The sequence below is a fragment of the Variovorax paradoxus genome (assembly GCA_016806145.1).
Classification (GTDB): Bacteria; Pseudomonadota; Gammaproteobacteria; order Burkholderiales; family Burkholderiaceae_C; genus Variovorax.
In genome coordinates, this window is sequence record CP063166.1 from 3,963,255 (window position 1) to 3,987,367 (window position 24,113).

Annotated in this window: 22 protein-coding genes; 5 read left to right on the plus strand and 17 right to left on the minus strand. The window is 68.9% G+C overall.

Translation table 11 applies throughout. The annotated features are described in order from the left end of the window. The first annotated feature begins 75 nt into the window (after positions 1-75). The gene (locus tag INQ48_18660) at positions 76-2,349 is read left to right on the plus strand and encodes a glycoside hydrolase family 3 C-terminal domain-containing protein (GenBank protein ID QRF55423.1); all 2,274 of its coding nucleotides are present in this window, start codon (positions 76-78) and stop codon (positions 2,347-2,349) included. A 3-nt stretch (positions 2,350-2,352) separates the two neighbouring features. Here INQ48_18660 and INQ48_18665 read toward each other — a convergent pair whose 3' ends face one another. The 7 genes from INQ48_18665 to INQ48_18695 form a co-directional block, all read right to left on the minus strand. Continuing rightward, complete coding sequence (locus INQ48_18665) at positions 2,353-2,802, minus strand: DUF3592 domain-containing protein (protein ID QRF55424.1); 450 nt, start codon at positions 2,800-2,802, stop codon at positions 2,353-2,355. Between the two features lie 69 nt (positions 2,803-2,871). Then, the gene (locus INQ48_18670) at positions 2,872-4,911 is read right to left on the minus strand and encodes a hypothetical protein (protein ID QRF55425.1); all 2,040 of its coding nucleotides are present in this window, start codon (positions 4,909-4,911) and stop codon (positions 2,872-2,874) included. Positions 4,912-4,942: 31 nt separating this feature from the next. After that, positions 4,943-7,198 carry a phospholipase C, phosphocholine-specific gene (locus tag INQ48_18675; GenBank protein QRF55426.1) on the minus strand — a complete coding sequence of 752 codons (2,256 nt, stop codon included), beginning with the start codon at positions 7,196-7,198 and terminating at the stop codon, positions 4,943-4,945. Positions 7,199-7,250: 52 nt separating this feature from the next. Next, positions 7,251-7,448: a hypothetical protein gene (locus INQ48_18680; protein QRF55427.1), complete on the minus strand. Its 198-nt coding sequence runs from the start codon at positions 7,446-7,448 to the stop codon at positions 7,251-7,253. 148 nt (positions 7,449-7,596) lie between these two features. Continuing rightward, complete coding sequence (gene phnE, locus INQ48_18685) at positions 7,597-8,631, minus strand: phosphonate ABC transporter, permease protein PhnE (protein QRF55428.1); 1,035 nt, start codon at positions 8,629-8,631, stop codon at positions 7,597-7,599. After that, positions 8,628-9,458, minus strand: a complete 831-nt coding sequence (locus tag INQ48_18690; GenBank protein ID QRF55429.1) for a phosphonate ABC transporter ATP-binding protein — start codon at positions 9,456-9,458, stop codon at positions 8,628-8,630. The genes phnE and INQ48_18690 overlap by 4 nt, the downstream gene beginning before the upstream one ends. 50 nt (positions 9,459-9,508) lie before the next feature. Further along, entirely contained in the window at positions 9,509-10,444 is a 936-nt protein-coding gene (locus INQ48_18695) for a phosphate/phosphite/phosphonate ABC transporter substrate-binding protein (protein ID QRF55430.1), read from the minus strand. A gap of 190 nt (positions 10,445-10,634) precedes the next feature. On the opposite strand from INQ48_18695, the gene INQ48_18700 reads away from it, so the two are divergent. Continuing rightward, complete coding sequence (locus tag INQ48_18700; protein ID QRF55431.1) at positions 10,635-11,489, plus strand: HAD-IIA family hydrolase; 855 nt, start codon at positions 10,635-10,637, stop codon at positions 11,487-11,489. On the opposite strand, the gene INQ48_18705 is transcribed toward INQ48_18700, so the two are convergent. The 3 genes from INQ48_18705 to INQ48_18715 form a co-directional block, all read right to left on the minus strand. Further along, positions 11,476-12,309 carry a MurR/RpiR family transcriptional regulator gene (locus tag INQ48_18705; protein ID QRF60793.1) on the minus strand — a complete coding sequence of 278 codons (834 nt, stop codon included), beginning with the start codon at positions 12,307-12,309 and terminating at the stop codon, positions 11,476-11,478. The two genes, INQ48_18700 and INQ48_18705, sit on opposite strands and share 14 nt — an antisense overlap. Positions 12,310-12,452: 143 nt before the next feature. Further along, complete coding sequence (locus INQ48_18710; protein ID QRF55432.1) at positions 12,453-13,748, minus strand: aspartate carbamoyltransferase; 1,296 nt, start codon at positions 13,746-13,748, stop codon at positions 12,453-12,455. A gap of 51 nt (positions 13,749-13,799) precedes the next feature. Further along, a complete protein-coding gene (locus INQ48_18715; protein QRF55433.1) occupies positions 13,800-14,798 on the minus strand; it encodes a LysR family transcriptional regulator in 999 nt (332 codons plus the stop codon). Positions 14,799-14,899: 101 nt separating this feature from the next. Here INQ48_18715 and INQ48_18720 point away from each other — a divergent pair, with 101 nt between their 5' ends. Genes INQ48_18720 through INQ48_18730 form a run of 3 tightly spaced genes read left to right on the plus strand, consistent with a single transcriptional unit; the run spans position 14,900 to position 17,816 of the window. Further along, positions 14,900-16,129, plus strand: coding sequence for a pyridoxal phosphate-dependent aminotransferase (locus INQ48_18720; protein QRF55434.1), 1,230 nt, complete (start codon positions 14,900-14,902; stop codon positions 16,127-16,129). Continuing rightward, positions 16,126-17,112, plus strand: a complete 987-nt coding sequence (locus INQ48_18725; protein QRF55435.1) for a tripartite tricarboxylate transporter substrate binding protein — start codon at positions 16,126-16,128, stop codon at positions 17,110-17,112. Before INQ48_18720 ends, INQ48_18725 begins: the two co-directional genes overlap by 4 nt. A 14-nt stretch (positions 17,113-17,126) precedes the next feature. Continuing rightward, on the plus strand, positions 17,127-17,816 hold the full coding sequence (locus tag INQ48_18730; GenBank protein QRF55436.1) for an RraA family protein: 690 nt from the start codon (positions 17,127-17,129) through the stop codon (positions 17,814-17,816). Positions 17,817-17,919: 103 nt separating this feature from the next. Here the strand turns inward: INQ48_18730 and INQ48_18735 are convergent, their stop codons facing one another. From INQ48_18735 to urtB, 7 genes are all read right to left on the minus strand, one after another. Continuing rightward, positions 17,920-18,270: an alpha/beta hydrolase gene (locus INQ48_18735; GenBank protein QRF55437.1), complete on the minus strand. Its 351-nt coding sequence runs from the start codon at positions 18,268-18,270 to the stop codon at positions 17,920-17,922. Between the two features lie 250 nt (positions 18,271-18,520). Further along, positions 18,521-18,865 (minus strand): zinc ribbon domain-containing protein, encoded by a 345-nt coding sequence (locus INQ48_18740; GenBank protein QRF55438.1) that lies wholly within the window; start codon positions 18,863-18,865, stop codon positions 18,521-18,523. Between the two features lie 21 nt (positions 18,866-18,886). Next, entirely contained in the window at positions 18,887-20,119 is a 1,233-nt protein-coding gene (locus INQ48_18745; protein QRF55439.1) for an acetamidase/formamidase family protein, read from the minus strand. Between the two features lie 28 nt (positions 20,120-20,147). After that, a complete protein-coding gene (urtE, locus tag INQ48_18750) occupies positions 20,148-20,849 on the minus strand; it encodes an urea ABC transporter ATP-binding subunit UrtE (protein ID QRF55440.1) in 702 nt (233 codons plus the stop codon). A 331-nt stretch (positions 20,850-21,180) separates the two neighbouring features. Next, entirely contained in the window at positions 21,181-21,924 is a 744-nt protein-coding gene (urtD, locus tag INQ48_18755; protein QRF55441.1) for an urea ABC transporter ATP-binding protein UrtD, read from the minus strand. A gap of 14 nt (positions 21,925-21,938) precedes the next feature. Then, positions 21,939-23,123, minus strand: a complete 1,185-nt coding sequence (gene urtC, locus INQ48_18760) for an urea ABC transporter permease subunit UrtC (GenBank protein ID QRF55442.1) — start codon at positions 23,121-23,123, stop codon at positions 21,939-21,941. Positions 23,124-23,148: 25 nt separating this feature from the next. After that, on the minus strand, positions 23,149-24,063 hold the full coding sequence (gene urtB, locus INQ48_18765) for an urea ABC transporter permease subunit UrtB (GenBank protein ID QRF55443.1): 915 nt from the start codon (positions 24,061-24,063) through the stop codon (positions 23,149-23,151). Positions 24,064-24,113 lie beyond the last annotated feature (50 nt).

A 24,113-nucleotide genomic window follows, 5' to 3' on the forward strand; every position in this document is an offset into this window, starting at 1 on the left:
GTCGGACATCGCCCTACGGCCAGGGCGGAAACCTGCTTGCGGCCGCGGCGGGCGATGTCTGCAGAATGGAGGGCCATGCATGTCGGAAAAAAAGCCCCGTTCCTCCTTCTGGCCCTCGGCCTCCTCGCCAGCCTCCTCGCCTCCGCCCAGTCTCCCGTCTCGCCCGCCCCGGCCGCCACCGAGCCGCGCATCGAAGCGCTGATCGCGCGCATGACGGTCGAGGAGAAGGTCGGCCAGCTGAGCCTCTACGGCCCGGCCGACACCAACATTCCCGGCAACCCGCAGGCCAACCGGCGCAATGCGCAGCTCGAGGCCGACGAGGTGCGCGCGGGCCGCGTGACCGGCCTCTTCAACAACGAGGGCCTCGTGCGCAAGCGCGAGCTGCAGCGCATCGCGGTCCAGGAATCGCGCCTGGGCATTCCACTGATCTTCGGTGCCGACGTGATCCACGGCTTTCGCACCATCTTCCCGATGCCGCTGGCCGAGGCCGCGAGCTGGGAACCCGCGCTGGCCGAGCGCACCGCGCGCGCGGCGGCGGTCGAGGCCAGCGCCGACGGCTTCCGCTGGACCTTCGCGCCCATGGTCGACATCGCGCGCGATGCGCGCTGGGGCCGCGGCATCGAGGGCGTGGGCGAGGACCCGCTGCTGGCGAGCCGCTTCGCCGCCGCGCGCGTGCGCGGCTTCCAGGGCGACGACCTGTCGCGCGCCGATGCGCTGCTCGCCACGCCCAAGCATTTCGCGGGCTACGGCGCGGCCGAGGGCGGGCTCGACTACAACACCGTCGACATCTCCGAGCGCACGCTGCGCGAGGTCTACCTGCCGCCGTTCCGCGCCGCGCTCGACGCGGGGGCGCTGTCGCTGATGAGCGGCTTCCACGAGATCTCGGGCATTCCCTCGACCGCCAATCCGGCGCTGCTGACCGGCGTGCTGCGCGGCGAGTGGGGCTTCCGCGGCTTCGTGGTGTCGGACTACACGGCCGACGAGGAACTGATCGCGCACGGCTACGCGGCCAACGGCCGCGAGGCCGCGAAGCAGGCCTTCCTCGCGGGCACCGACGTGAGCATGCAGAGCGGCCTCTACATGCGCGAGCTGCCGGGCCTGGTCGCCGCGGGCGAGGTGCCGATGGCGCGGCTCGACGACGCGGTGCGCCGCGTGCTGTACGCCAAGCTCAGGCTCGGCCTGTTCGACCAGCCGATGCGCGGCCTCGACGGCCCGCCGGCCGCGCAGCGCGCCGAGGACCCGGCCTTCATCGCGCTGGCGCGCGAGAGCGCGCGCCGCTCGATCGTGATGCTGAAGAACGAGGGCGCGCTGCTGCCGCTCGCGAAGACCGGCACCAAGGTCGCGCTGATCGGCCCCTTCGCCTCGGGCACACAGGACCTGCTGGGCGCCTGGAGCCTGTTCCCGGGCCAGAGCGCGCCGGTGGGCATCGACCAGGGCCTGCGCGCCGCGCTCGGCGACGCGGCCTCGCTCACGGTCACGCGCGGCTCGAACGTCGAGTCGCTCGTGCCCGGCGGCATCGAGGCCGCGGTGGCCGCGGCACGCCAGGCCGACGTGGTGGTGCTGGCCATCGGCGAGGGCGAACGCATGTCGGGCGAATCGCGCTCGCGCGCCGACATCGGCCTGCCGCTGGTGCAGCAGGCGCTGGCCGAGGCGGTCGCGGCCACCGGCAAGCCGATCGTCGTGCTCCTGAGCAACGGCCGCGCGATGGCGCTGCCGCCCGTGGTGCGAGATGCGCGCGCGATCCTCGTGACCTGGTTCCTCGGCGTGCAGACCGGCCACGCGATCGCCGACGTGCTGTTCGGCGACTTCAATCCCTCGGGCCGGCTGCCGGTGAGCTTTCCGCAGGCAGCGGGACAGGTGCCCTACTACTACGCCCACAAGCGCACCGGCCGGCCGCTGCCGAGCGACGCGCCCGGCACCGCCTTCAAGACGCGCTACATCGAGGCCAGCAACGAGGCGCTCTATCCCTTCGGCTTCGGCCTGGGCTTCGCGCCGGTGCGCTACGACGGCGTCGCGCTCGACAGCGAGCGGCTGTCGATGGCCGACGGCACGCTGCGCGTGCGCGCCACCGTCACCAACACCGGCCAGCGCGAAGCCGAGGAGGTGGTGCAGCTCTACATCGCGCAGCGCACCGCGAGCGTGACGCGGCCGGTGCGCGAGCTCAAGGATTTCCGCAAGCTGCGCATCGCGCCCGGTGCCTCGGTGCAGGTCGAGTTCGCGCTGCGCGCGGCCGACCTGGCCTTCATCGGCCGCGACCTGCGGCCCACGGTGGAGCCCGGCGACTTCGACCTCTGGGTGTCGCCCTCGGCCGTGGGCGGGCTGCACGCGCGCTTCGCGCTGGTTCGCTGAAGCTCAGCCGCGCGGCGGCAGGAACGACAGGTCCACGTGGTAGCGCTTCGGGTTCGCGGGATCGACGTAGACCGCGATCCGGCGCCCGCTCAGGTGCCGCGTGGGATCGAACCAGATGTTGGCGCTGCGGAACTGCCGCAGCTCGCGCCCGAAGCCGGCGCGCGCCTCGACGATGGCGCGGTAGGGATGCCGGCCATTGACCTGGAACGAGGTGTTGAGCTCGACCTCGCGCAGCTCGGCATCGATGCGCTGGCCGTGCTGCAGCAGCCAGGCCGCGCGCTTCGCGTTGCGCTCGCCGACGAACAGGATGCCGCCGCCCACGCCCGTGAACATCAGGCCCAGCAGCGTGAGCAGCCACTTGGCCTCGTTGGGCACCACGATCGCGATGAGCAGCAGGCCCAGTCCGACGGCGATGAAGATCCACTTGAGCAGCGTCAGCGACGTGTTGTGCATGAGGGGTGCGGCGGGTTGAACGGGGCCGCTGCGTTATAGCAGAGCCCCCTGCGCCCGCCGGCACCGTTCTCAGTCGAACACGCCCGTGAGCGCCACGCGCGTCACCACGCCCGAGCTGCTCGCGCCCACGCCGAGCGTGACGCTGTAGCGGCCGTCCTGCGAGGTGTGGCGCAGCGAGCCGCCGATCGCGCTCTCGCTGCGGTAGTTGCCCAGTCCCACGGCATAGCTGATCTTGCCGGGCACCATCGGCGCGGCCTCCATCGCGGCCACGCTGGCGATGCCGGCGTAGGCACGGCGGGCCGTGTCGTCGATCTGGCTCTGCAGGCGGCTGGCCGTGAGGTCGGTGTAGGCCTTGCCGACCGGCAGGCCCTGCGCGGCCACGGTGTCGGTGTAGGCATTGGCCTGGCTCACGCCCTCCTTCACCATGCCCTGCACCTGGCCGACGTTGGTGGCGTCGGTGGGCGCGCTGCCCGGCGCCACGCCGGTGATCTGGCGGTTGCCCAGCGCCACCTCGCCCATCGACGACTGCACGCCGGCCATGCCGATCGCGGTGTAGTTGTCGAGCGCGCCGCGCGTGGTCGCGCTGCCGGCGCCGAGCGCCACGCTGTTCGCATGGTTCACCACGGCGCCGTTGCCGATCGCCACGCCCGAGTCCTCGAAGGCCTGCGCATTGCTGCCGATGGCCAGCGCGTTGTCGGCACTGGCGCGCGCGCCGACGCCGATCGAGGCGGTCTGGTTCGCGCTCACGTAGGCGCCCGAGCCCGAGCCGATCGCGATGTTGTCGTTGCCGCGCACGTGCTGGCCCGCGCTGTTGCCCTGCGCGAGGTTCGAGTTGCCGCTGACCGCCTGGCCCGCCATCGTGCCCGAGGCCACGTTGTTGCTGCCCTGCACGCCGCCGCCCGCGGCCTGGCCGGTGGCGATGTTGTTGTTGCCCGAGACGCCCGCGCCGGCCTGCATGCCCGAGGCCTGGTTGCCCACGCCGGTGACGCCCGCGCCCGAGCCCTGGCCCATCGACAGGTTGTTGCTGCCGTTGACGTTGTTGCCCGCGCCCGTGCCGTAGGCCTGGTTGCCGTTGCCCTTGACGTTGCTGCCGGCGCCGGTGCCGTAGGCCTCGTTGTCGTTGCCGGTCACGTTCTGGCCGGCGTTCTGGCCCGTGGCGTCGTTGCGGCTGCCGGTCACGTTCGAGCCGGCCGCGTAGCCGGTCGAGTTGTTGTAGTCGCCGGTCACGTTCTGGCCCGAGCTGCGGCCCATGGTCTGGTTCCAGCCGCCGTTGACGTTGGTGCCCGCGTAGTAGCCGATCGCCTGGTTGGCGTTCTTGCCCGACACGTTGCTGCCCGCGCCCTCGCCGATGGCCAGGTTCCAGTTGGTGCCGACGTTGTTGCCCGCGCCCTCGCCGAGCGACACGTTGTTGCTGCCCGTCACGTTGCTGCCGGCATTGGTGCCGATGCCGGTGTTGTCGCTGCCCGTGACCTTGCTGCCGGCACCGTTGCCCATGGCGTTGTTGTTGCTGCCGGTCACGGTCATGCCGGCGTTGGTGCCGGTGGCGTTGTTGTCGCTGCCGGTCACGCCGCTGCCGGCATGGAAGCCGGTGGCGTTGTTGTGGTCGCCGGTGACGTTGTCGCCCGCGCTGCGGCCGATCGACTGGTTCCAGCCGCCCTTGACGTTCTGGCCCGACTCGAAGCCGATACCGACGTTGGCATTGCCGCCCGACACGTTGGTGCCGGCGTTGTTGCCGATCGCGAGGTTCCAGTTGGTGCTGACGTTGTTGCCCGCGCCCAGGCCGATCGAGATGTCGCTGGTGCCGGTGACGTTGCTGCCGGCGCCCTGCCCGATGGCCTGGTTGGTGGAACCGGTCACGTTGTTGCCGGCGTTCTGGCCGATGGCCTGGTTGCCGCTGCCGTTGACCGTGTTGCCCGCGCCCTCGCCGATCGCCTGGTTGTTGCTGCCGGTGACGCCGGTGCCGGCACCGGTGCCGATCCCGAGGTTGGCCTTGGCCGGGTCCCAGACCACCGGCACCGTCTGGGCCAGGGCCGGCCCGCAGATCGCGGCCAGGGCCAGCGAGGCGCCGAGCAGGCTCGCGCCGCGCGGCATGCGCTTGTTCTTCTTCATGGTGTTTCTCCTCGTGGGGGTGGAAGCGCGCTCAGGCCCGCAGGTGCATCGCCATCGCGGGGTCGCTCACGGTGGGCTTGCCGGTCTCGACACGGCCCGCGAAGCGGCGCACGGCGTTGCCGGCGGTCACGGTGAAGTCGTACCAGTGGCCGCTGTCCTTGAGCTCCCAGTGCAGCGTGCCCATGTCGCCCTTCGGCGCCTTGAGGGTCCAGGGGCCGTCGGTGCGGTAGGCGTTCGACTGCACCGTCACCTCGCCGTCGATGCTGCCGTTGTTGTGCACCTTCACGTAGACGTTGCCGGCGGCCGGGTCGTAGCAGACCTGGACCTCGGGCCTGAAGGCGGCCGAATTGAAGGCCATCGCGTCGCCGCTGAAGCTGCGCACGAAGCCGTTGGTGCTGTAGACCCAGAGGTCGTACTTGCCGCCGTCGCTGGCGCCGGTGTCCCAGTAGTCCTGCAGCTGCTTGCCGGCTTCGACCGTGTAGCGGCGCGGGATGCGGTCCAGGTGCAGCTTGTCGTAGACGTGGAACACCGCGCCCTGGTCGCCGGTGTTGCTGAAGATCAGCGAGACCAGGCCGCGCGCCTCGACGCGCGCGCTGGTGTGCAGCTCGTAGGGCAGCGCGCGCGAGAAGCGCGTGCCGGTCTCCTGGAACAGCGGCGTGGCGGGCACGGGCGCCTTGGTGATGACGCCGGTGTTGCCCAGCGCCTTCTGCGCCGTGTTGATGGCGGGATAGCCGCTGGTGTCGGGCAGCTTGGGCACCACCGGGTCGTTCGGGCTGACGAAGTCGAAGCAGCTCGTGAGGTCGCCGCAGACCGCGCGGTGCCACGGGCTGATGGCGTCGATCGTGATGTCGAAGCGCTTCTCGAGGAAACGGCCCATCGAGGTGTGGTCGAACACCTGCGAGTTGACCCAGCCGCCCTTGCTCCACGGCGACACCACGTACATCGGCACGCGCGAGCTCAGGCCCCAGGGGCGGATCTTGCCGCTGACGGTGTCGGCGGCGTTGAGGTAGCTGCCGACCGAGGCATCGAAGTACTCGCCATCGAGCGGCACGGTGGACTTGCCCATCAGGTTGCCGTTGGCGTCGTACGAGGGCACGGCGGGCATCGCCAGGTGGTCGAAGAAGCCGTCGTTCTCGTCGAAGGTCACGAACAGCGCCGTCTTGCTCCAGACCGCGGGGTTCGAGGTCAGCGCGCTCAGCACGTCGGAGATGAAGTCGGCCGCGCCGGCCGTGCCCTCGCTGCTGCCCGGGTGTTCGGCCAGCGCCTGCGTGGGCAGCACCCACGAGACCTGCGGCAGGGTGTCGTTCATCACGTCCTGCTTGAGCTGGGCCAGGAAGTTGGTGGCGCCGTCGGCCGCGGCGGGACCGCCGGTCAGGCCGTGCTGGTAGATCGGCGAGCCGGGCTGCGCGGTGCGGAAGCTCTGGAACGCCAGGCAGCCGTTCATGGCGCCGGTCCAGTTGTTGTTCATGTTCTGGTAGATGTGCCAGCTGATGCCGTTCTTCTGCAGCACGTCGGGCAGCGTGTCCCACTTGAACGCGTTGTTGACGTACTTGTAGTTGTAGGCGCCCGTGGTCGCGTTCTTCTGGCCGGTGCCGTCGGCTTCCTGCGGGTTGCCGGCGATCCAGTTCGACGGGCTCGGCCAGCAGCGCGAATTGACGGGTTCCGAGTCGGTGTCGGTGCTGTTGATGCCCTTCTTGCGCAGCTCGGGGTTGAAGTTGGAACCCGACCAGAACACGATGCGGTTGGGATCGGTGCCGGTGAGGATCGAGCAGTGGTAGCCGTCGCAGATCGTGAAGGCATCGGCCAGCGCGAACTGGAACGGGATGTCCTCGCGCAGGTAGTAGCCCATCGCCACCTGGCCCTTGAACTGGATCCAGCGGTCCATCTTCCCCTGCGCCCAGGCGCCCTGCATGTCGGGGAAGTTGTGCGGCGCGCCCGAGCCGATCAGCGCGTTGGCGATCGTGGAGTCGCGGCGGAACGGCTGGATCTCGGGCGTGCCCGCGGTGGTGTTGGACTGGAAGAACACCGACTTGCCGTTGGCCAGCGGCAGCGGGAAGCGGTCGCCGAAGCCGCGCACGCCCTTCAGCGTGCCGAAGTAGTGGTCGAAGCTGCGGTTCTCCTGCATCAGGATGACGATGTGCTTGATGTCCTTGATGGAGCCGGTGTCGACCGCGGCCTCGACCGCGAGGGCCTTGCGGATCACGGGCGGGAGCATGGTGAGGGCCGAGGCCGCGCCGATGGCGCCGGCCGACTTGCGGAAGAAATCGCGACGGGAAGTGGTGTTCATGGGAGATGCTTTCAACGCGGGGGCGAAGGGATGTCTGGACGAAGGCGCGGCCTCAGGGCGCGCACTTGAGGGCGGGCTGGGCCGGCGGCGTGCCGTTGCCGTTGTTGCCATCGCCGGCCGGCGGGGTCTGGCCCGGCGGCAGGATCGGCAGGCCGCCGCCCCCACCACCGCCGCCGCCGCAGGCGGCGAGGCTCAGGCACAGGAGAAGGCCTGCCGCAGCGAGGCCGTACCGGGAAGATGCTGTTTTCATGAGGGTTCCTTTTGGGATCGAGGAGTGTGAGGAGACAAAGGCGCGGCCGAAGCCGCTGCGCGCAGCGGACGAGCCGCGCGACAGTTCGGACAGAAATCGGTGAAGAGGGAGCGGCGCCGCGAACGCGGTGCCCGCGGGGACTCAGGGCTCAGCCATAGCGGCTGCGCAGCCGAGCGGCGATGCGGTCGAGCACCAGCACCGTCAGGAAGATCGCGATCAGGATCGTGCCGACGTGCGCATAGTTGTACATGTCGTAGCGGCCCTTGAGCTCCTGGCCGATGCCGCCCGCGCCGACCAAGCCGACCACGGTGGCCATGCGCACGTTGCGGTCGAGCACGTAGAGCGTGTAGGCGATGAACTGCGGCATCACCTGCGGCAGCACCGCGAAGCGCATCACCTTGAGCTTGCTGGCGCCGATGGCGCGCAGTGCTTCCTGCGGCTTGTCGTCGGCGGTCTCGATGTCCTCGGCGTAGAACTTGCCGAGGAAGCCGGCCGAATGCAGCGCGAGGGCCAGCACGCCGGCGATCGGGCCGAAGCCGTAGGCCAGCACCAGGAACAGCGCGCTCACCAGCTCGGGCACCGCGCGGAACAGGCCGACCACGCTGCGCGCGAGGCCGTAGGCCAGGCGGTTGGGCGCGTAGTTCCTCGCGCTGCACCAGGCCAGCGGCGCGCTCAGCACGATCGCGATCAGCGTAGCCCACACGGCGATCTCGAAGGTCTCGAGCATCTTCACCGCCACGTGCCACAGGTAGCCCAGCGGCTCGATCAGCACCTCGCGGCGCTCGACGCGGTCCTCCATCTGCAGGGTCTCGGGATTCAGCTTCGGTTCGTGCGTCTCGAGCATTTCGACGCGCGAGAACCAGGGCAGCCGGTTGCGGTCGAAGCCCTCGATGCGCGCGACCTCGGTCTGCTCGGAGATCTGCGGCGGGAACAGCGAGCGCGCGATCGAGCCCAGCCCCGAGAGCACCTGCGAGTTGTCACGCAGGCCCACCGCGGCGAGCACGCCCTCGCCGGTCAGCGAGAGCATGCGGCCCATCTCCACGCGCTGGCCCGCGAAGAAGCCCACCACGAGCACCAGCAGCAGCACGACCAGCGTGCGGGTGCCGAAGGGCTGCGGAAGCTCCCAGGCCGAGGCCGGGCGCGACGCGCGCGCCTCGGAAGAGGAGGAAGAGATCGTGTTCATCGCGCGAGCTCCAGGGCACCGGCGTGCAGCGGCAGCGCCGCCTCGGGCTCGCCGGCCAACGGCGGCCGGGCCGCGGGCACGGACGCCGGCGCCGCATCGTCGCGGCCGTAGATCGCATCGAAGACCTGCGGCTGGAACAGCCGCGGCGCGCCGTCGAACACGACCACGCCGCGACGCAGGGCCACGATGCGGTCGGCGAACTCGCAGGCCAGTTCGATCTGGTGCAGGCTGCACAGCACCGTGGTGCCGCGCTCGCGCGCCTGCCGGCGCAGCAGCGACAGCACGTCGTGGCTGGTCTGCGGATCGAGGCTGGCCACCGGCTCGTCGGCCAGCACCAGCGGCGGATCGAGCATGAAGGCGCGCGCGATGCCCACGCGCTGCTGCTGGCCGCCCGAGAGCTCGCTCACGCGGCGCAGCAGGTGCTCCTCGCCCAGGCCCACCGACTCGACCAGTTCGCAGGCCTTGCGCCGCTGCGCGTCGGTGAACAGGCCGAGCAGCGCGCGCCAGGTGCCCAGGGCCGGCAAGGCGCCGGCGAGCACGTTCTCGGCCACGCTCGAGCGCAGCACCAGGTTGAACTGCTGGTGGATCATGCCGATGCGCGGACGCACGCGCGCCAGCGAGCCCGGCGCGATGCGCACCCCCTCGACCCGCACCGTGCCCTGCGTGGGCACGACCAGGCCGTTGGCGGTGCGCAGCAGGGTCGACTTGCCGGCGCCCGAGGCGCCCAGCACCACGCAGAACTGGCCCGCGGGCACCTCAAGCGAGACGCCGCCGAGCGCGCGCGTGCCGTCGGGATGGCGCATGGCGACCGATTCGAACTGCAGCATGGGCGTGCTTCCGGCAGCGGGCTCGGGGGCGTGCGTGCGATCGCCGGCGATCAACGCTCGGCCGCCTTGGCGAGGATGCGGCCCTTGAGGTCGTCGGTCAGCAGGCCCAGCTTCTCCGCGGCGACGTTGAACTCCTCCTCGGAGAACCTGGTGTCGTAGCCGTCGATCTTGCCGCCGCCGTAGCCGCGGATCATGTCGGGCGTGATGCCGGGCGCCTTGTTCACGGTCTGGAAGGCGTCCTTGAGCTTCGTCTTCAGCGCCTCGGGCAGCTTGGAGTTCAGTGCCAGCGGCGGATAGGGAATGGCCATGCTCTTGGCGATCACCTTGATGGTCTTCGGATCGGCCGCGCCCTGCTTGACCGCCTTCTCGTACGAGTCGAACGAGAGCGAGGCCACGTCGACCTGGTCCTGCACCAGCGCGGCCAGGCTGCTGGCGTGGCTGCCGGTCATGCGGATCGCCGACAGGTCCTTGGCCGGGTCCATGCCGGCGTCGAGCAGCATCGCGATCTGGAAGGTGAAGCTCGAGGCCGAGTTCACGTCGCCGAAGGCCACGCGCTTGCCCTTCAGGTCCTTGATCGAGGCGATCGGCGCATTGGCCTTGGCGAACATGCCGGCGTAGTAGACCGAGGCGCCCTTCTCCACGCCCACGGCCAGCAGTTGCGCGCAGCCGCGCTTGTGGGCCTGCACGTACGACACCGGGCCGAAGAAGGCGATGTCGGCGAGCTGGTTGCACATGCCCTCGACCACGGCACCGTACGACTGGCCGACCTTGAGGTCGAAGTTCAGGCCGGTGCTGCGCGTGATGGCGTTGAACACCGGCGCGTAGTCGGCCTTGGTGCCCGACTCGGTGCCGCCGTCGGCCGGAATCAGCAGCACGCGCAGCGGATGCTCGCGCGAGCCGTCGGCGACGGACTGGGCATGGGACGGGAGGGCCAGCAGCGCGCTGAACGAGACGGCGGCGGCGGCGATGGCCAGGAGTTTCTTCATGATCGATTCCTTCGGTTCGGGGGCGTTGCGCGGGCGAGTGCCTCGCTCGGTTGCGTTGAACTTTAGAAGTCGAAGATGACAAGCAAATGAAATAAGCTCATTTGAAAATTAGCAATCGACTGAGCAATGTTCAATACAATCCCGCCGCACGGCCAGCACCCCGCTCCCCGATGGCCCGAACCGGAGATCCATGAAGAACATCGCAACCCAGACCCGGGCGCCGGGAGGCCCCGCGGCAGCGGACCTGGCACCGCTCGCGCAGGCGCGTCACCTGCTGCTCGACCTCGACGGCACGCTGGTGCGCCAGAACGAGGCCATCGACGGCGCGGCCGAACTCCTCGAGCGTTTCGAGGGCCGCTTCGCGATCGTGTCGAACAACTCGACCCACACCGCCCAGGGCCTCGCGCTGCGGCTGCGCCGGCTCGGCCTGCGCGCGCCACCCGAGCGCATCGTGCTGGCCGGCGAGCTCGCCGTGAGCCTGCTCGCGCGCCAGCACCCCACGGCGCGGCTGATGGTGGTGGGCACGCCCGCCCTGCAGCGCCATGCGCGCGCGCTCGGCTTCCGGCTGGTCGCGTCCGAGGCCGAGTTCGTGCTGCTCGCGCTCGACATGCGCTTCAGCCATGCGCGGCTGGGCGCGGTGGCCAACGAGCTGCTGCGCGGCGCGCGGCTGGTGGTCACGAACGCCGACGCCACCCATCCGGGCCCGCACGGCCGCGTGGTGCCCGAGACCGGCTCGCTGCTCGCGGCCGTGCTCACGGCCAGCGGCGTGCAGCCCTGGCGCATCGTCGGCAAGCCCGAGCCGCTGCTGTTCGAGGAAGGCCTGCGCTGCCTGGGCGCCGAGCCCGCGAGCACGGTGGTGATCGGCGACAACCCGGCCACCGATGCCGCGGGCGCCGCGCGGCTGGGCATGGCCTGCCTGCTGGTGGGCACCACGCCCGAGGCGGTGGCGCCCTCGGTCGCCGGCCTGCTGCCGCCGCGCGCCACGGCCGAGGTGACCGTCCTGCCCGCGCGCCCGCCCGAGCGCAGCCGCCTCAGTACCGCTTGAGCGACAGCACGTCGAAGGTCTGGCGCAGCGTGCGCACCGAGGTGTCGTAGTCCGACAGCGCCAGGCAGGCGATCAGCACGTCGATGATCGCGAGCTGCGCGAGGCGGCTGGTCATGGCCTCGGTGCGGAAGTTGGTCTCGCGCGCCATGGTGAACAGCAGCACGTCGGCGAAGGCCTGGATCGGCGACTTGCCGAAGTTGGTGATGCACACGGTCGAGGCGCCGGCCTCCTTGGCCAGCCGCGTCGCGGTCACGGTCTCGTGCGTGCTGCCCGAGTGCGAGATGGTCAGCACCGCCACCCGCGAGTCGGTGAGCGAGGCGCTGATCGCCTGCACGTGCGAATCGACCACCACCTTCGCGTTGAGGCCGATGCGCAGCATGCGGTAGTGCGCGTCCTCGGCGATGGTGGCCGAGCTGCCGATGCCGTAGATCTCGATGCGCTCGGCGTCGCGCAGCAGCTTCACCGCGCGCTCCATCGCACCGGCATCGAGCGTAGCCTGCGTGTCGTGCAGGGTCTGCACGTTGCTCTGGAAGATCTTGCGGATCACCGCATCGGCCGCGTCCTGCGGATCGAGGTCCTCGTGGATGAACTGCACCGGCCGCACGATCTCCTGCGCCAGCGCGATCTTGATCTGCTGGAAGCCGGTGGCGCCGAGGTTCTTGCACAGGCCGACGATGCTGCCCTCGCTCGAGCCGGTGCGCTCGGCCACCTCGCTGACCGACATGTGGACCACCTCGCGCGGGTTCTTCACGATGAAGTCGGCGATGCGCTGGCCCACCGGGCCGAGCGAGGACCAGAGGGTCTCGATGCGCGCGAGCACCGCGAACACCTGGGCGCCGCCGGAGGCATCGGCGGCCGAGGCCTTGCCGTTGGGCGCGGAGGTGACGCTGGTGGACTTGGCGGTGGTGTTGCGCTTCATGGGCGGCGAGCTTACCCGCGCTCGATGGCGGTTTCGCGCATCGCTCAGTCGAGGCCGTGGAAGCTGCTGTCGTCGGGGCCGATGTGCGCGGGCGGCGTCCACGTCGCGTCGCGCATCGAGCGGCTCACGAGCCGGTCCACGCCCAGCAGCGTGGCGAAGATGGCCATGCGCACCGGGATGCCGTTGTCGGTCTGGCGAAAGATCGCCAGCCGCGGGTCGTTGTCGAGGTCGGTGCTCAGGTCGTGCGAGCCCGGGCGGCCGTCGCGCGGCAGCGGATGCATCAGCACCACGTCCTTCCTGCACGCCGCATCGACCAGCGCGCGGTCGATCGCGAAGGCCTGGTCGAAGCCCTCGAGCACCTCGTCGTGCGCGAAGCGCTCCTTCTGGATGCGCGTCGCGTAGACCACGTCGGCGCCGGCCAACGCCTGCGCCGGCGCGGTGGCCGTCTCCACCACGTGGCCGTTGCGGCTCACCAGCTCCACGATCTCCGCCGGCATGGCGAGCTGCGGCGGCGCGACCAGCGTGAACTTCAGGCCGCGGTACAGCGCGAGCAGCTTGATCAGCGAATGCACGGTGCGGCCGTACTTGAGGTCGCCGACCATCGCGACATGCGCGCCGTCGACCAGCTTGCCTAGGCGCGAGAACTCGCGCTGGATGGTGTAGAGGTCGAGCAGCGCCTGGCTCGGATGCTCGCCCGGTCCGTCGCCGCCGTTGATGACCGGCACGTTGGTGGCGCGCGCGAATTCGGCGACCGAACCCTGCTCGGGATGGCGCACCACGATCGCGTCGGCATAGCCGCTGATCACGCGGCTGGTGTCGCGGATCGATTCGCCCTTGGCCATCGAGGAGAAGGTGAAGCCCGTCGTGTCGCAGACCGAGCCGCCGAGCCGGCAGAACGCGGCGCCGAAGCTCACGCGCGTGCGCGTGCTGGCCTCGAAGAACAGGTTGGCGAGCACCGCGCCCTCGAGCACGCGGCTGACCTTGCGGCGGCGCGCGATCGGCTGCATCACGTCGGCGAGCCGGAACAGCTCGTCGATGGCCTCGCGGTCGAACTGGGCCACCGACAGCAGGTGCTGCGCGCCGTCGACATTGAGCGACCGGCGCAGCGCGCCATCCTGTGCGCTCTGCGTATATTCACCGGGACGCCCGCTCGACGCCAGGATCTCGCTCACGAAGCGCCGCGCGACCTCGGGCATGGCCCGGAACTCGTTCGACTCGTCGGGCAACAGCCAGGCGTCGAGCGCCCTTCTGCGGCTGCCGATGCGCTCGGCGAAGGCATCGCGCGTCATGTTGAGCTGACGCATCGCGTCGCGGAGTAGCACTTGCTGCGGGATGTTCATAGGCGTCGAGTTTATACGCAATGCGTATATTTCAACAATCCCGCCCGAATCCTAGCGCCGGGCCGCCTTCACGGGCTTCTTCGCGCCCGGGCGCAGCGCGCGCTGGCGCGTGCCCGCGCCGCGCGCGGGCCCCGCCGGCGCCACGTCGTGCTGGCTCGCGCGCAGCTTGAAGTCGCAGGTCTGCACGGCCAACTCGACGATGCGTGCCAGCGCCGGGCTCGCGTTGTCGCGCCGGTGCACCGCGCTGTAGACCAGCGGCGGCGGCATCGGGTCGCTGCGCACGATGCGCAGCAGGCCGCTGCGGATGTCGGGCCGCACGTAGTCGAGCGCCTGCTGGCTGATGCCGAAGCCACTGATCGTCAGCTCGCGCAGCACCGTCGTGCTGTTGGTCAGCATGACCTTGCCGAAACGGAAGCCGTGCTCGGCGCGCCAGGCCTCGTAGAAGCGGTTCTTCGAGGCGCCCGCGGGCTGCTCGATCACGGGGTAGTCGGCGAACTCGTGTGGCTTCAGCGCGCGCTGCGGAATGCGCAGCCGCGGACTCGCGATCCAGGCCTGGTCGACCTGCCCCACCTTGACCGATTCGAAGGCCTGGCCCCAGAAGGTGCCCGGCATGATCGTCAGGTCGAGCTTGTTGGCCTCGAGCCGCTCGAACAGCGTGAGGCCGGCGTCGACCACCGGCTCGATCGTCACCTGCGGATGCAGCTTCTGCAGCAGCTGGATCAGCCGCGTGAGCCAGGTCATCGCGATCAGCTCCGTCACGCCCACGCGGAAGCTGCCGCGCAGCGTCTTGTCGAGGCTGATGTCGTGCTCGATGCGCTGCCACAGCCGCAGTGCCTCTTCCGCCAGCGGCAGCAGCTCGCGGCCGGCCTGCGCCAGTTCCAGGCCGTGCGAGCTGCGGTGCAGCAAGGGACCGCCGAGCGACTCCTCGAGCTCGGCCAGCCGCTTGGAGATGGCCGACTGCGTGGTGTGCAGCTTCACCGCCGCGGCGCTGAAGCTCTGGAGCCTGGCGCTGAACAGGAAGGCCTCGAGCTGCTTGAAGGTGAAGTTCATGCGGCGGAATGTACGCCCACCACCGGCCAGGAAAAAAAGGAATACCGAGCCACGCCGATTACTCGTTTGTCCCGCGGCGATGGCACTTCGATACTGGCCGCATGCTTCACATCGCACCACGACTGAACCGGATCCAGCCTTCTCCGAGTTCCATGGCCGGCCAGAGGGCGCGCGAGCTGCGCGCGCAGGGCCGGGACATCCTCGGCCTCACCGCCGGCGAGCCCGACTTCGAGACGCCCGAACACATCAAGCAGGCCGCCATCCGCGCGATGGCCGACGGCCAGACGCGCTACACCGACGTCGGCGGCACGCCGGCGCTCAAGGAGGCCATCGCGGCCAAGTTCCTGCGCGAGAACCGGCTGCGCTACGCGCCGGGCGAGATCATCGTCGGCACCGGCGCCAAGCAGGTGATCTTCAATGCGCTGATGTGCACGGTGGCGGCCGGCGACGAGGTCATCGTGCCGGCGCCCTACTGGGTCTCGTACCCCGACATCGCGCGGCTGGCCGGCGGCGTGCCGGTGTTCGTCGACGGCCCGGCCGCCGCGGGCTTCAAGCTGCAGCCCGCCGACCTCGAGCGCGCCATCACCGGCCGCACGCGCTGGCTGATGCTCAACTCGCCGAACAACCCGAGCGGGGCCACCTATACGCGCGCCGAGCTGCTGGCACTGGCCGAGGTGCTGCGGCGCCATCCGCAGGTCTGGGTGCTGACCGACGACATCTACGAGCACCTGGTCTACGGCGACGCACCCTTCGCCACCCTCGCCGAGGTGGCGCCCGACCTGCAGGAACGCACGCTGACGGTGAACGGCGTCTCCAAGGCCTATGCGATGACGGGCTGGCGCATCGGCTACGGCGCCGGGCCCGCGGCGCTGATCAAGGCGATGGTCAAGCTGCAGTCGCAGAGCACCTCGGGACCGAACTCGATCGCGCAGGCGGCCGCCATCGCGGCGCTCACCGGGCCGCAGGACAGCATCGCCACCAACCGCCAGGCCTACCGGGCGCGGCGCGACACGGTGATCGAGGCGCTCAATGCCATCGACGGCATCCGCTGCGAGGTGCCCGACGGCGCCTTCTACGTCTTCGCCTCGTGCAGCGCGCTGTTCGGGCTGCGCACACCGCAGGGCACCACGATCGCCGACAGCGACGACTGGGTGATGCACCTGCTCGACGCGCAGAACCTCGCGGCACTGCAGGGCAGCGCCTATGGCGTGCCGACGCACTTCCGCCTCTCGTTCGCCGCCGGCACGGAACAGCTGCTCGAAGGCTGCCGGCGCATCGCGCGCGCTTGCGCCGAACTCTCGGGCCAACCGCTTCACCAGGAACCGCAATGAAACTCCGCTCCCTCCTCACGCTGCTGCCGGTCGTGGCCGCGGGCACGGCCTGGCTCGGCGCCGCCACCGCGAGCGCGGCCGACACCTTTCCATCGAAGCCCGTGAAGATCCTCGTGGGCTTCTCGCCGGGCGGCTCGAACGACGTGGTGGCGCGGCTGATCGCGCCCAGGCTCGCCGAAGGGCTGGGCCAGCAGGTGCTGATCGACAACCGCCCCGGCGCCGGCGGCAACATCGCGGCCTCGGCCCTGCTCGCCGCGCCGGCCGATGGCCACACGCTGCTGATGTGCACCACGGGCACGCTGTCGATCCAGCCGCATGTGCTGAAAAGCATGCCCTTCGATCCCGAGAAGGACATCGTGCCGGTCACGCAGGTCGTCAATGCACCCTACATGCTGCTGGTCAACGCGAGCCTGCCGGTGAAGAACGTGAAGGAGCTGGTCGCCTACGCGAAGCAGAAGCCCGGCGAGATCAACTTCGCGTCCTCGGGCACGGCCACGGGCGGCCACCTCGCGGGCGAGATGCTCAAGAGCCGCGCGGGCATCGACATCGTGCACGTGGCCTACAAGGGCACGGGCCAGGCCACGACCGACCTGATCGCGGGCCAGGTCTCGATGATCTTCGACCAGCCCGTGAGCTCGATGCAGTACGCGCGCGCCGGCAAGCTGCGCGCGCTCGCGGTGGCCAGTCCGCGCCGGCTCGCGGCCTTTCCCGAGATTCCGACCGTGGCCGAGGCCGGCGTCGCCGAGGTCGAGTCCGTGACCTGGGCCGGCATCTGCGCGGCGAAGAACACGCCGCCGGCCGTGGTCGAACGCCTGCAGCGCGAGATCGCGAAGGTGCTCGCACAGCCCGAGATCGCCAAGCGCCTCACGTCCGATGGACTCGAGCCGGTGGGCAGCACGCCCGAGCAGTTCCGCGCCTTCCTCGCGGCCGACAAGCGCAAGTGGGGCCGCGTGGTGAAGGACGCCGACGTCAAGGCCGAATGAGAGAACACCAGACCATGAACCCGCATCCCGACATCGTTCGCGACTTCGAGCGCGTTGCTCCCGAACTGCTGCGCCGTGCCGCGGCCTTCCAGCCGGCCATCCTCGCCGACGTCGCGGGCCGCCGCGGCGCGCTGCACGGCCGCATCGAGGCCCTGCGCCACCGCATGAAGCTGGTGGGCAGCGCGCTCACGGTGGAGGTGCGGCCCGGCGACAACCTGATGATCCATGCCGCGATCGCGCTCGCGCAGCCGGGCGACGTGCTGGTGATCGACGGCAAGGGCGACCGCAGCGCGGCGCTGATGGGCACGATCATGATGAATGCCTGCCGCCAGGTCGGCATCGCCGGCGTGGTGATCGACGGCGCAGTGCGCGACAGCGTGGAGATCGACGAGATGGACTTCCCGGTGTTCTCGGTGGGCACCAATCCCAACGGCCCGACCAAGCTGGCCTCGGGACGCATCGGGCATCCGGTGTCGGTCGGCGGTGTGGCCGTGCGTGCCGGCGATCTGGTGATCGGCGATGCCGATGGCGTGGTGGTGGTCGAGCGAGAGAAAGTCGACACCCTGCTTCGCGCGGCGCAGAAGAAGGTCGAGGACGAAGCCGCGCGCATCGAAGCCATCAGGCAAGGCCACACGACGGCCAGCTGGCTCGACGCGGCACTGCGCAAGGCGGGCGTGCTCGAGGAAGGCGAGACGCTGGCGTGAGCGGCGCGCTGTCGCACCACGCACGAAGAAAGGGCCCGCAGGCCCTTTCCTCATTCGCTTCTTTCATGCGGCCGATGCTCTCGCACCGGCTTGGCACCGTGGCTCAGAGGCCAGCTTGGCGCGTGAACGACACGCTGGGCTTCTTGTAGGCTTGCGGCACTTCGTCGCGGTAGAACGCGCGGCGGTCGAGGCTTTGCAGCGGGTCGTGGGCCTTGGCAACGGCTTCGGCACGAACGGTTGCGCGGTCGGCGGTCGAGCTGAAGGTTTGCGCACCGGCGGTGGCACCTTCGCTGTAGGCATCGCCGGCACGGGCGGCTGCCACGGCTTGCGATTCGACTTCGGCACGCGAGACCGTGGAGTGCACGGTGTGGACGCCGTCATAGGTTTCGGCATGTGCGCCGGTGGCGGCAAGCAGGGCAACGGCAACGGCAGCGAGGATCTTCGAGGCGGTCATTTGGTATCTCCTTCAGGTTGAACGGTGGTTTGTCCGTGAGGAGAAGTTTGATCCTGTTGGCCCCTTTTGAATCGCCGCAAAAAGAATCACGGCGTTCGCCGTTTCGAAACAATCCAGAAAGTTTTGGGCAAGTTTCACGCATGCGAGCGGGCCGCCGAATCCACCCTCTGCAGAGGGAGATCGGCCGAAAGCACTACTTTCCCGCATCCCTTGCATGCTTACAGCGCATGCATGAAAACTTGCCGAAATCTCAATGCGAGATCATCCACGGCCGCCGCGACGGTGCCGATTTGGCACCGTTCGACGCGGTCACCGTGGCACCGCGGCGCGCGTTCGTCGAGCAGCATCCGCAGCCCGACGGATGCCGCAATCGCGCGTAGTCGCGCGAGCTCGCGGGCTCGTGCCGCGCGCGCTCGTTGGTGGCCATCGCGAGGCGCGTGTCGGCCGCCATGAGCGCGAGCCGCGGCGCGGCCGAAAGCACGCGCGGCGAGGCGCCGCCGCAGTCGGGGCAGGCAGCGGGCTCGTCGCGCAGCGCCGAGGGACGCAGCGCCTCGAACCCGCCGCAGCGTCCGCAGTCGTAGTCGTAGGTGGGCACGCGGCTTCCTTGTTCAATGCCTCAGCGCAGGTCGGGCGACAGCGGCATGTCGATGCTGCCGTCGATCATCTTCACCGGCCCGGCGGCGTTGGGATTGATGTCGAAGTCGAAGATGCCCGTGGGCAGCCACAAGGTGGCGCAGGAGTTGGGCACGTCGACGACGCCGCTGATGTGGCCCTGCACCGGTGCCGTGCCGAGGATCGAGTAGGCCTGCGCGCCCGAGTAGCCGAACTTCTTCAAATACTCGATGGCGTTGAGGCAGGCCTGGCGGTAGGCGACGTTGACGTCGAGGTAGTGCTGCTTGCCGCTCTCGTCGACCGAGATACCCTCGAAGATCAGGTAGTCGTTGTACTGCGGCGTGATGGGGCTGGGCTTGAAGATCGGGTTCTTGATGCCGTACTTGGCCATGCCGCCCTTGATGAGCGAGACCTTCATGTGCACCCAGCCGGCCATCTCGATGGCGCCGCAGAAGGTGATCTCGCCGTCGCCCTGGCTGAAGTGCAGGTCGCCCACGCTGAGGCCCGCGCCGTCGACGTAGACGGGGAAGAACACCTTCGAGCCGCGCGAGAGATCCTTGATGTCGCAGTTGCCGCCATGCTCGCGCGGCGGCACGGTGCGCGCGCCCTCGGCCGCGGCCTTGGCACGGGCCTCGCCGGTCATCTTGCCCATGTGGGCGGTGCCCGCGAACGGCGGATTGGCCAGGCCCGGCACGCGATCGGGGTCGGTGGCGATCAGCGCCTTCTCGCGCTCGTTCCACATGTCGAGCATGGGCTTGTCGGGCAGGCAGCCGATCAGGCCCGGATGGATCAGGCCCGCGAAGTTCACGCCGGGGATGTGGCGCGAACTCGTGAACATGCCCTTGAAGTCCCAGATCGATTTCTGCGCCTCGGGAAAATGATCGGTGAGAAAGCCGCCACCGTTCTTCTTCGAGAAAAATCCGTTGAAGCCCCAGAGGCTGTCCTGCTTGGCGCCGATGTCGAGAAGATCGACCACCAGCAGGTCGCCGGGTTCGGCACCCTTCACGCCCACGGGGCCCGAGAGGTAGTGCACGGTGCTGAGATCGATGTCGCGCACGTCGTCGGCGCTGTCGTTGTTCTTGATGAAGCCGCCGGTCCAGTCGAAGGTCTCGAGAATGAAGTCGTCGCCGGGATTGACCCAGCAGGCCATCGGAATGTCCGGGTGCCAGCGGTTGTGGATCATCTCGTTCTCGGTGGGCGACTTGGTCAGATCGACCTTGATCAGCGTGTCCGTCATTTGCAGTGGCTCCTGGTTGGGGTTGTGGTTAAACAGAGAGATAGGCCTTGATGCGCTCGACATCGGTCTTGTCGCGCGCGGTCTCGTGCACGAGGCGCCCGCCTTCGATCACGAACAGGCGGTCGGCGACATCCATGGCAAAACTCAGCACCTGCTCCGACACGACGATGGTCAGACCGCGCAGCTTTCGGATCTCGTTGAGCGCCTTGGCGATGTCCTTGATGATCGAAGGCTGGATACCCTCGGTGGGCTCGTCGAGCAGCAGCACCTTGGGATCGGTGACGAGGGCACGCGCGATGGCCAGCTGTTGCTGCTGCCCGCCCGAGAGGTTGCCGCCCTTGCGCCGGCGCATGTCCCACAGCACGGGGAAGAGCGCGTAGATCTCCTCGGGGATGCGGCGGGTCTTGGAGTTCTCGAGGCCGGTCTCGATGTTCTCCTCGACGGTCAGGGTCGGGAAGATCATGCGACCCTGGGGCACGTAGGCGATGCCCTTGGCGACGCGCCTGAAACTCTCGTCGCGCGAGACATCCTGTCCCGCCACCTCGATGCGGCCGCTCTTCAAGGGGAGCACGCCCATGAGGCTCTTGAACAGCGTGGTCTTGCCCATGCCGTTTCTGCCCATGATGGCGACGGTCTCGTTGGCCATGCCCTCGAACGAGATGCCATGCAGGGCTTCGCTCTGGCCGTAGGCTACGTGGAGGTTTTCTACCTTGAGGTTGATGTTGCTCATTCCTGGGCCTTTCCTGTGTGTTCTTTTTGAGGGGTGCTGTTGTTCGAGGCACGACGGTTCGGGGCGCGTGCACAGGACAGCGGGTACTTCCCTCCGCGAATGTCCCCCGCCTTCGGCTCCTCCTTTATTTCGCTGCGGGAAGCACCCACTGCCCTGTGCACGGAGGCGCTCGGGTCGTGCCGGCCGATCAACTGCTGCGCGTCTGGCGCGCGCCGGCGGGGTACTCCCCGCAGCGAAATAAAGGAGGAGGCCGAAGGCCGGGGGACATTCGCGGAGGGGAGTACCCCGTCGGCGTGAGCCCGCCCCGAACGAAGAACACAAAACAGGCGCATCAATGCCCCAGATAAACGTCGATGACCTTCGGATCCGCCTGCACCTTCTCCATCGGCCCTTCCGCCAGGATCTTTCCCTGATGCATCACCGTCACCTTGTGAGCGATCTGCTTGACGAAAGCCATGTCGTGCTCGATCACGATCACCGCGCGGTTCTGGCAGATGCGCTTGAGCAGTTCGGCCGTGAGCTCGCGTTCGCGCGCGCTCATGCCCGCGATGGGTTCGTCGAGCATCAGCAACTCGGGCTCCTGCATCAGCAGCATCCCGATCTCGAGCCACTGCTTCTGACCATGGCTCAACAGGCCCGCTTCGGTGTCGAGCCGGTCGGCCAGACCGATCTCCGTCGCCACGGCCTGCACGCGTGCCTTCACTTCGTCGTCGCACTGGAAGGCCAGCGCGCCGAACACCGAGCGGCCCTTGGGAAACGACACCTCGAGGTTCTGGAACACGCTGAGGTTCTCGTAGATCGAGGGGGTCTGGAACTTGCGCCCGATGCCCAGCCGCACGCGCTTGTGCTCGGCCATCTTCGTCAGCTCGGTGTTCTTGAACTTGATGCTGCCGCTGCTCGCGCGCGTCTTGCCGCAGATCAGGTCGAGCAGCGTCGTCTTGCCGGCCCCGTTCGGGCCGATGATCACGCGCAGCTCGTTGCGGTCGATGTAGAGCGTGAGGTCGTCGATGGCCTTGAAGCCGTCGAAGGACACGCTGAGGTCTTCCACGGCGAGCGCGAAGTCGGTGTTGCTCATGGTCGGTCTCCAGTTCAGGCGCGCTGGCTGCCCACGCCTTCGGGCAGCGTGGGTTCGGGTGTTGGCACGACGGGAGTCGCGGCCACCGCCGGCGGCTTGACCGCGGCCTCGCGCAGCGCCTGGCGACGCGACTTCCACCAGGGGCGGATCTTTTCCTCCCACAGGCCCGCCAGGCCCATCGGGAAGGCCATCGTCACGCCGATGAACAGCCCCGCCATCAGGAACAGCCACAGGTCCGGGAAGCTCTCCGAGAACAGCGTCTTGCCCGCGTTCACCAGCAGCGCGCCGTAGACCGCGCCCACCAGGCTCATGCGGCCGCCCACCGCGCAGAAGATCACCATCTCGATCGAGGGAACGATGCCCACGAAGCTCGGCGACATGAAGCCCACCTGCAGCGCGAACATCGCGCCGCCGATGCCCGAGAGCCCGGCCGCCAGGCAGAAGGTGAAGACCTTGAAGTTCGACACGTCGTAGCCCGAGAAACGCACCCGGTCTTCCTTGTCGCGCATCGCCAGCAGCAAGGTGCCGAGCTTGCTGGTCTGGACCCAGCGGCACAGCACGATCGCCGCCACCAGCAGCGCCACGCAGACGTAGTAGAGGATGTACTTCGCGCTGTCGGTGCGCGTGTCCCAGCCCAGCATCGTCTTCAGGTCGGTCATGCCGTTCACCCCGCCGGTGTAGCCCTGCTGGCCGATGATCAGCACCGTGAGGATCAGCGCCACCGCCTGCGTGATGATCGCGAAGTAGACCCCGCCCACGCGGCGCTTGAACATCGCGAAGCTGATCAGCCAGGCCAGCGCCATCGGCACCGCCACCACCAGGATCAAGGTCAGCGGCAGGCTCTTGAACGGCAGCCAGAACGCCGGCAGCGCCGTGATCTGGTTCCAGTCCATGAAGTCGGGAATGCCGGGCGTCGACTGGATCTTTGTCGACACCGGGTCGGAGGCCTCGAGCTTGAGGAACATCGCCATCGCGTAGCCGCCGAGCCCGAAGAACACGCCCTGCCCGAGGCTCAGCACCCCGCCGTAGCCCCACACCATCACCAGCCCTACGGCGACGAAGGCATAGGTGAGGTACTTGCCCACCAGGTTGAGTCGGAAGATGTCGAGCGACAGCGGCAGCACCACCGCGAGCAGCAGCACCAGCAGCAGCAGGCTGCCGAGCTGGTAGCGCTGGATCGAGGCCTTGAGGAAATTCATCGGGAGTTCTCCGGGAAAGCGAAAGTCAGCGACGCACCTTGACGGCGAACAGGCCCTGCGGGCGCATCATCAGAATGAGCACGATCAGCGACAGCGTCAGCACCTTGGCCATCGATCCGGTCATGAAGAACTCCGAGACCGACTGCGTCTGCGCGATGCCGAAGGCCGAGACCACCGTGCCCAGCAGGCTGGCCGCGCCGCCGAAGGTGACGACCAGGAAGGCGTCGACGATGTAGAGCGAGCCCGAGGTCGGCCCGGTCGAGCCGATGGTGGTGAAGGCCGCGCCCGCCACGCCGGCGATGCCGCAGCCGATCGCGAAGGTCAGGCGGTCGGTCTTCTTCGTATCGATGCCGGTGGCGTTGGCCATCACGCGGTTGGCCACCGTGGCGCGCACCCGCAGGCCCCAGCGGCTCCGGTGCAGCGCGATCAGCACGCCGCCTGTGACCAGCGCCGTGAGCACCAGCACGAACATGCCGTTGATCGGGATGTCGAGGCCCTCGTGCGGCGTCCACGAGCCCATCAGCCACTCGGGCAGGGTCGGGCTCACCTCCTTCGGACCGATGAAAGTGCGGAAGATCTGCTGCAGCCCCAGGCTCACGCCCCAGGTCGCGAGCAGCGTGTCGAGCGGCCGCTTGTAGAGATGGCGGATCAGCGCCCATTCGACCAGCCAGCCGACGATAAACGCGAACACGAAGGCCAGCGCGATCGAGATCGGGAAGTAGTACGGCATGAAGGCCGGTGCGAGGTGCTCGGTCACCTGCGCCGCGAGGAAGACCGAGTAGGCCCCGATGGTCATGAACTCGCCGTGCGCCATGTTGATGACACCCATCTGGCCGAAGATGATCGCGAGCCCCAGGCCCATGAGCAGCAGCACCGCGAAGAGGCTCAGCCCCGCGAAGCCCTGCATCAGGCCGATGTTCCACATGTCCGACAGCGTCATGGCGACAGTTCCAGGTGATAGTTGCTCCTTCCCCCTCTGGGGGAAGGTCG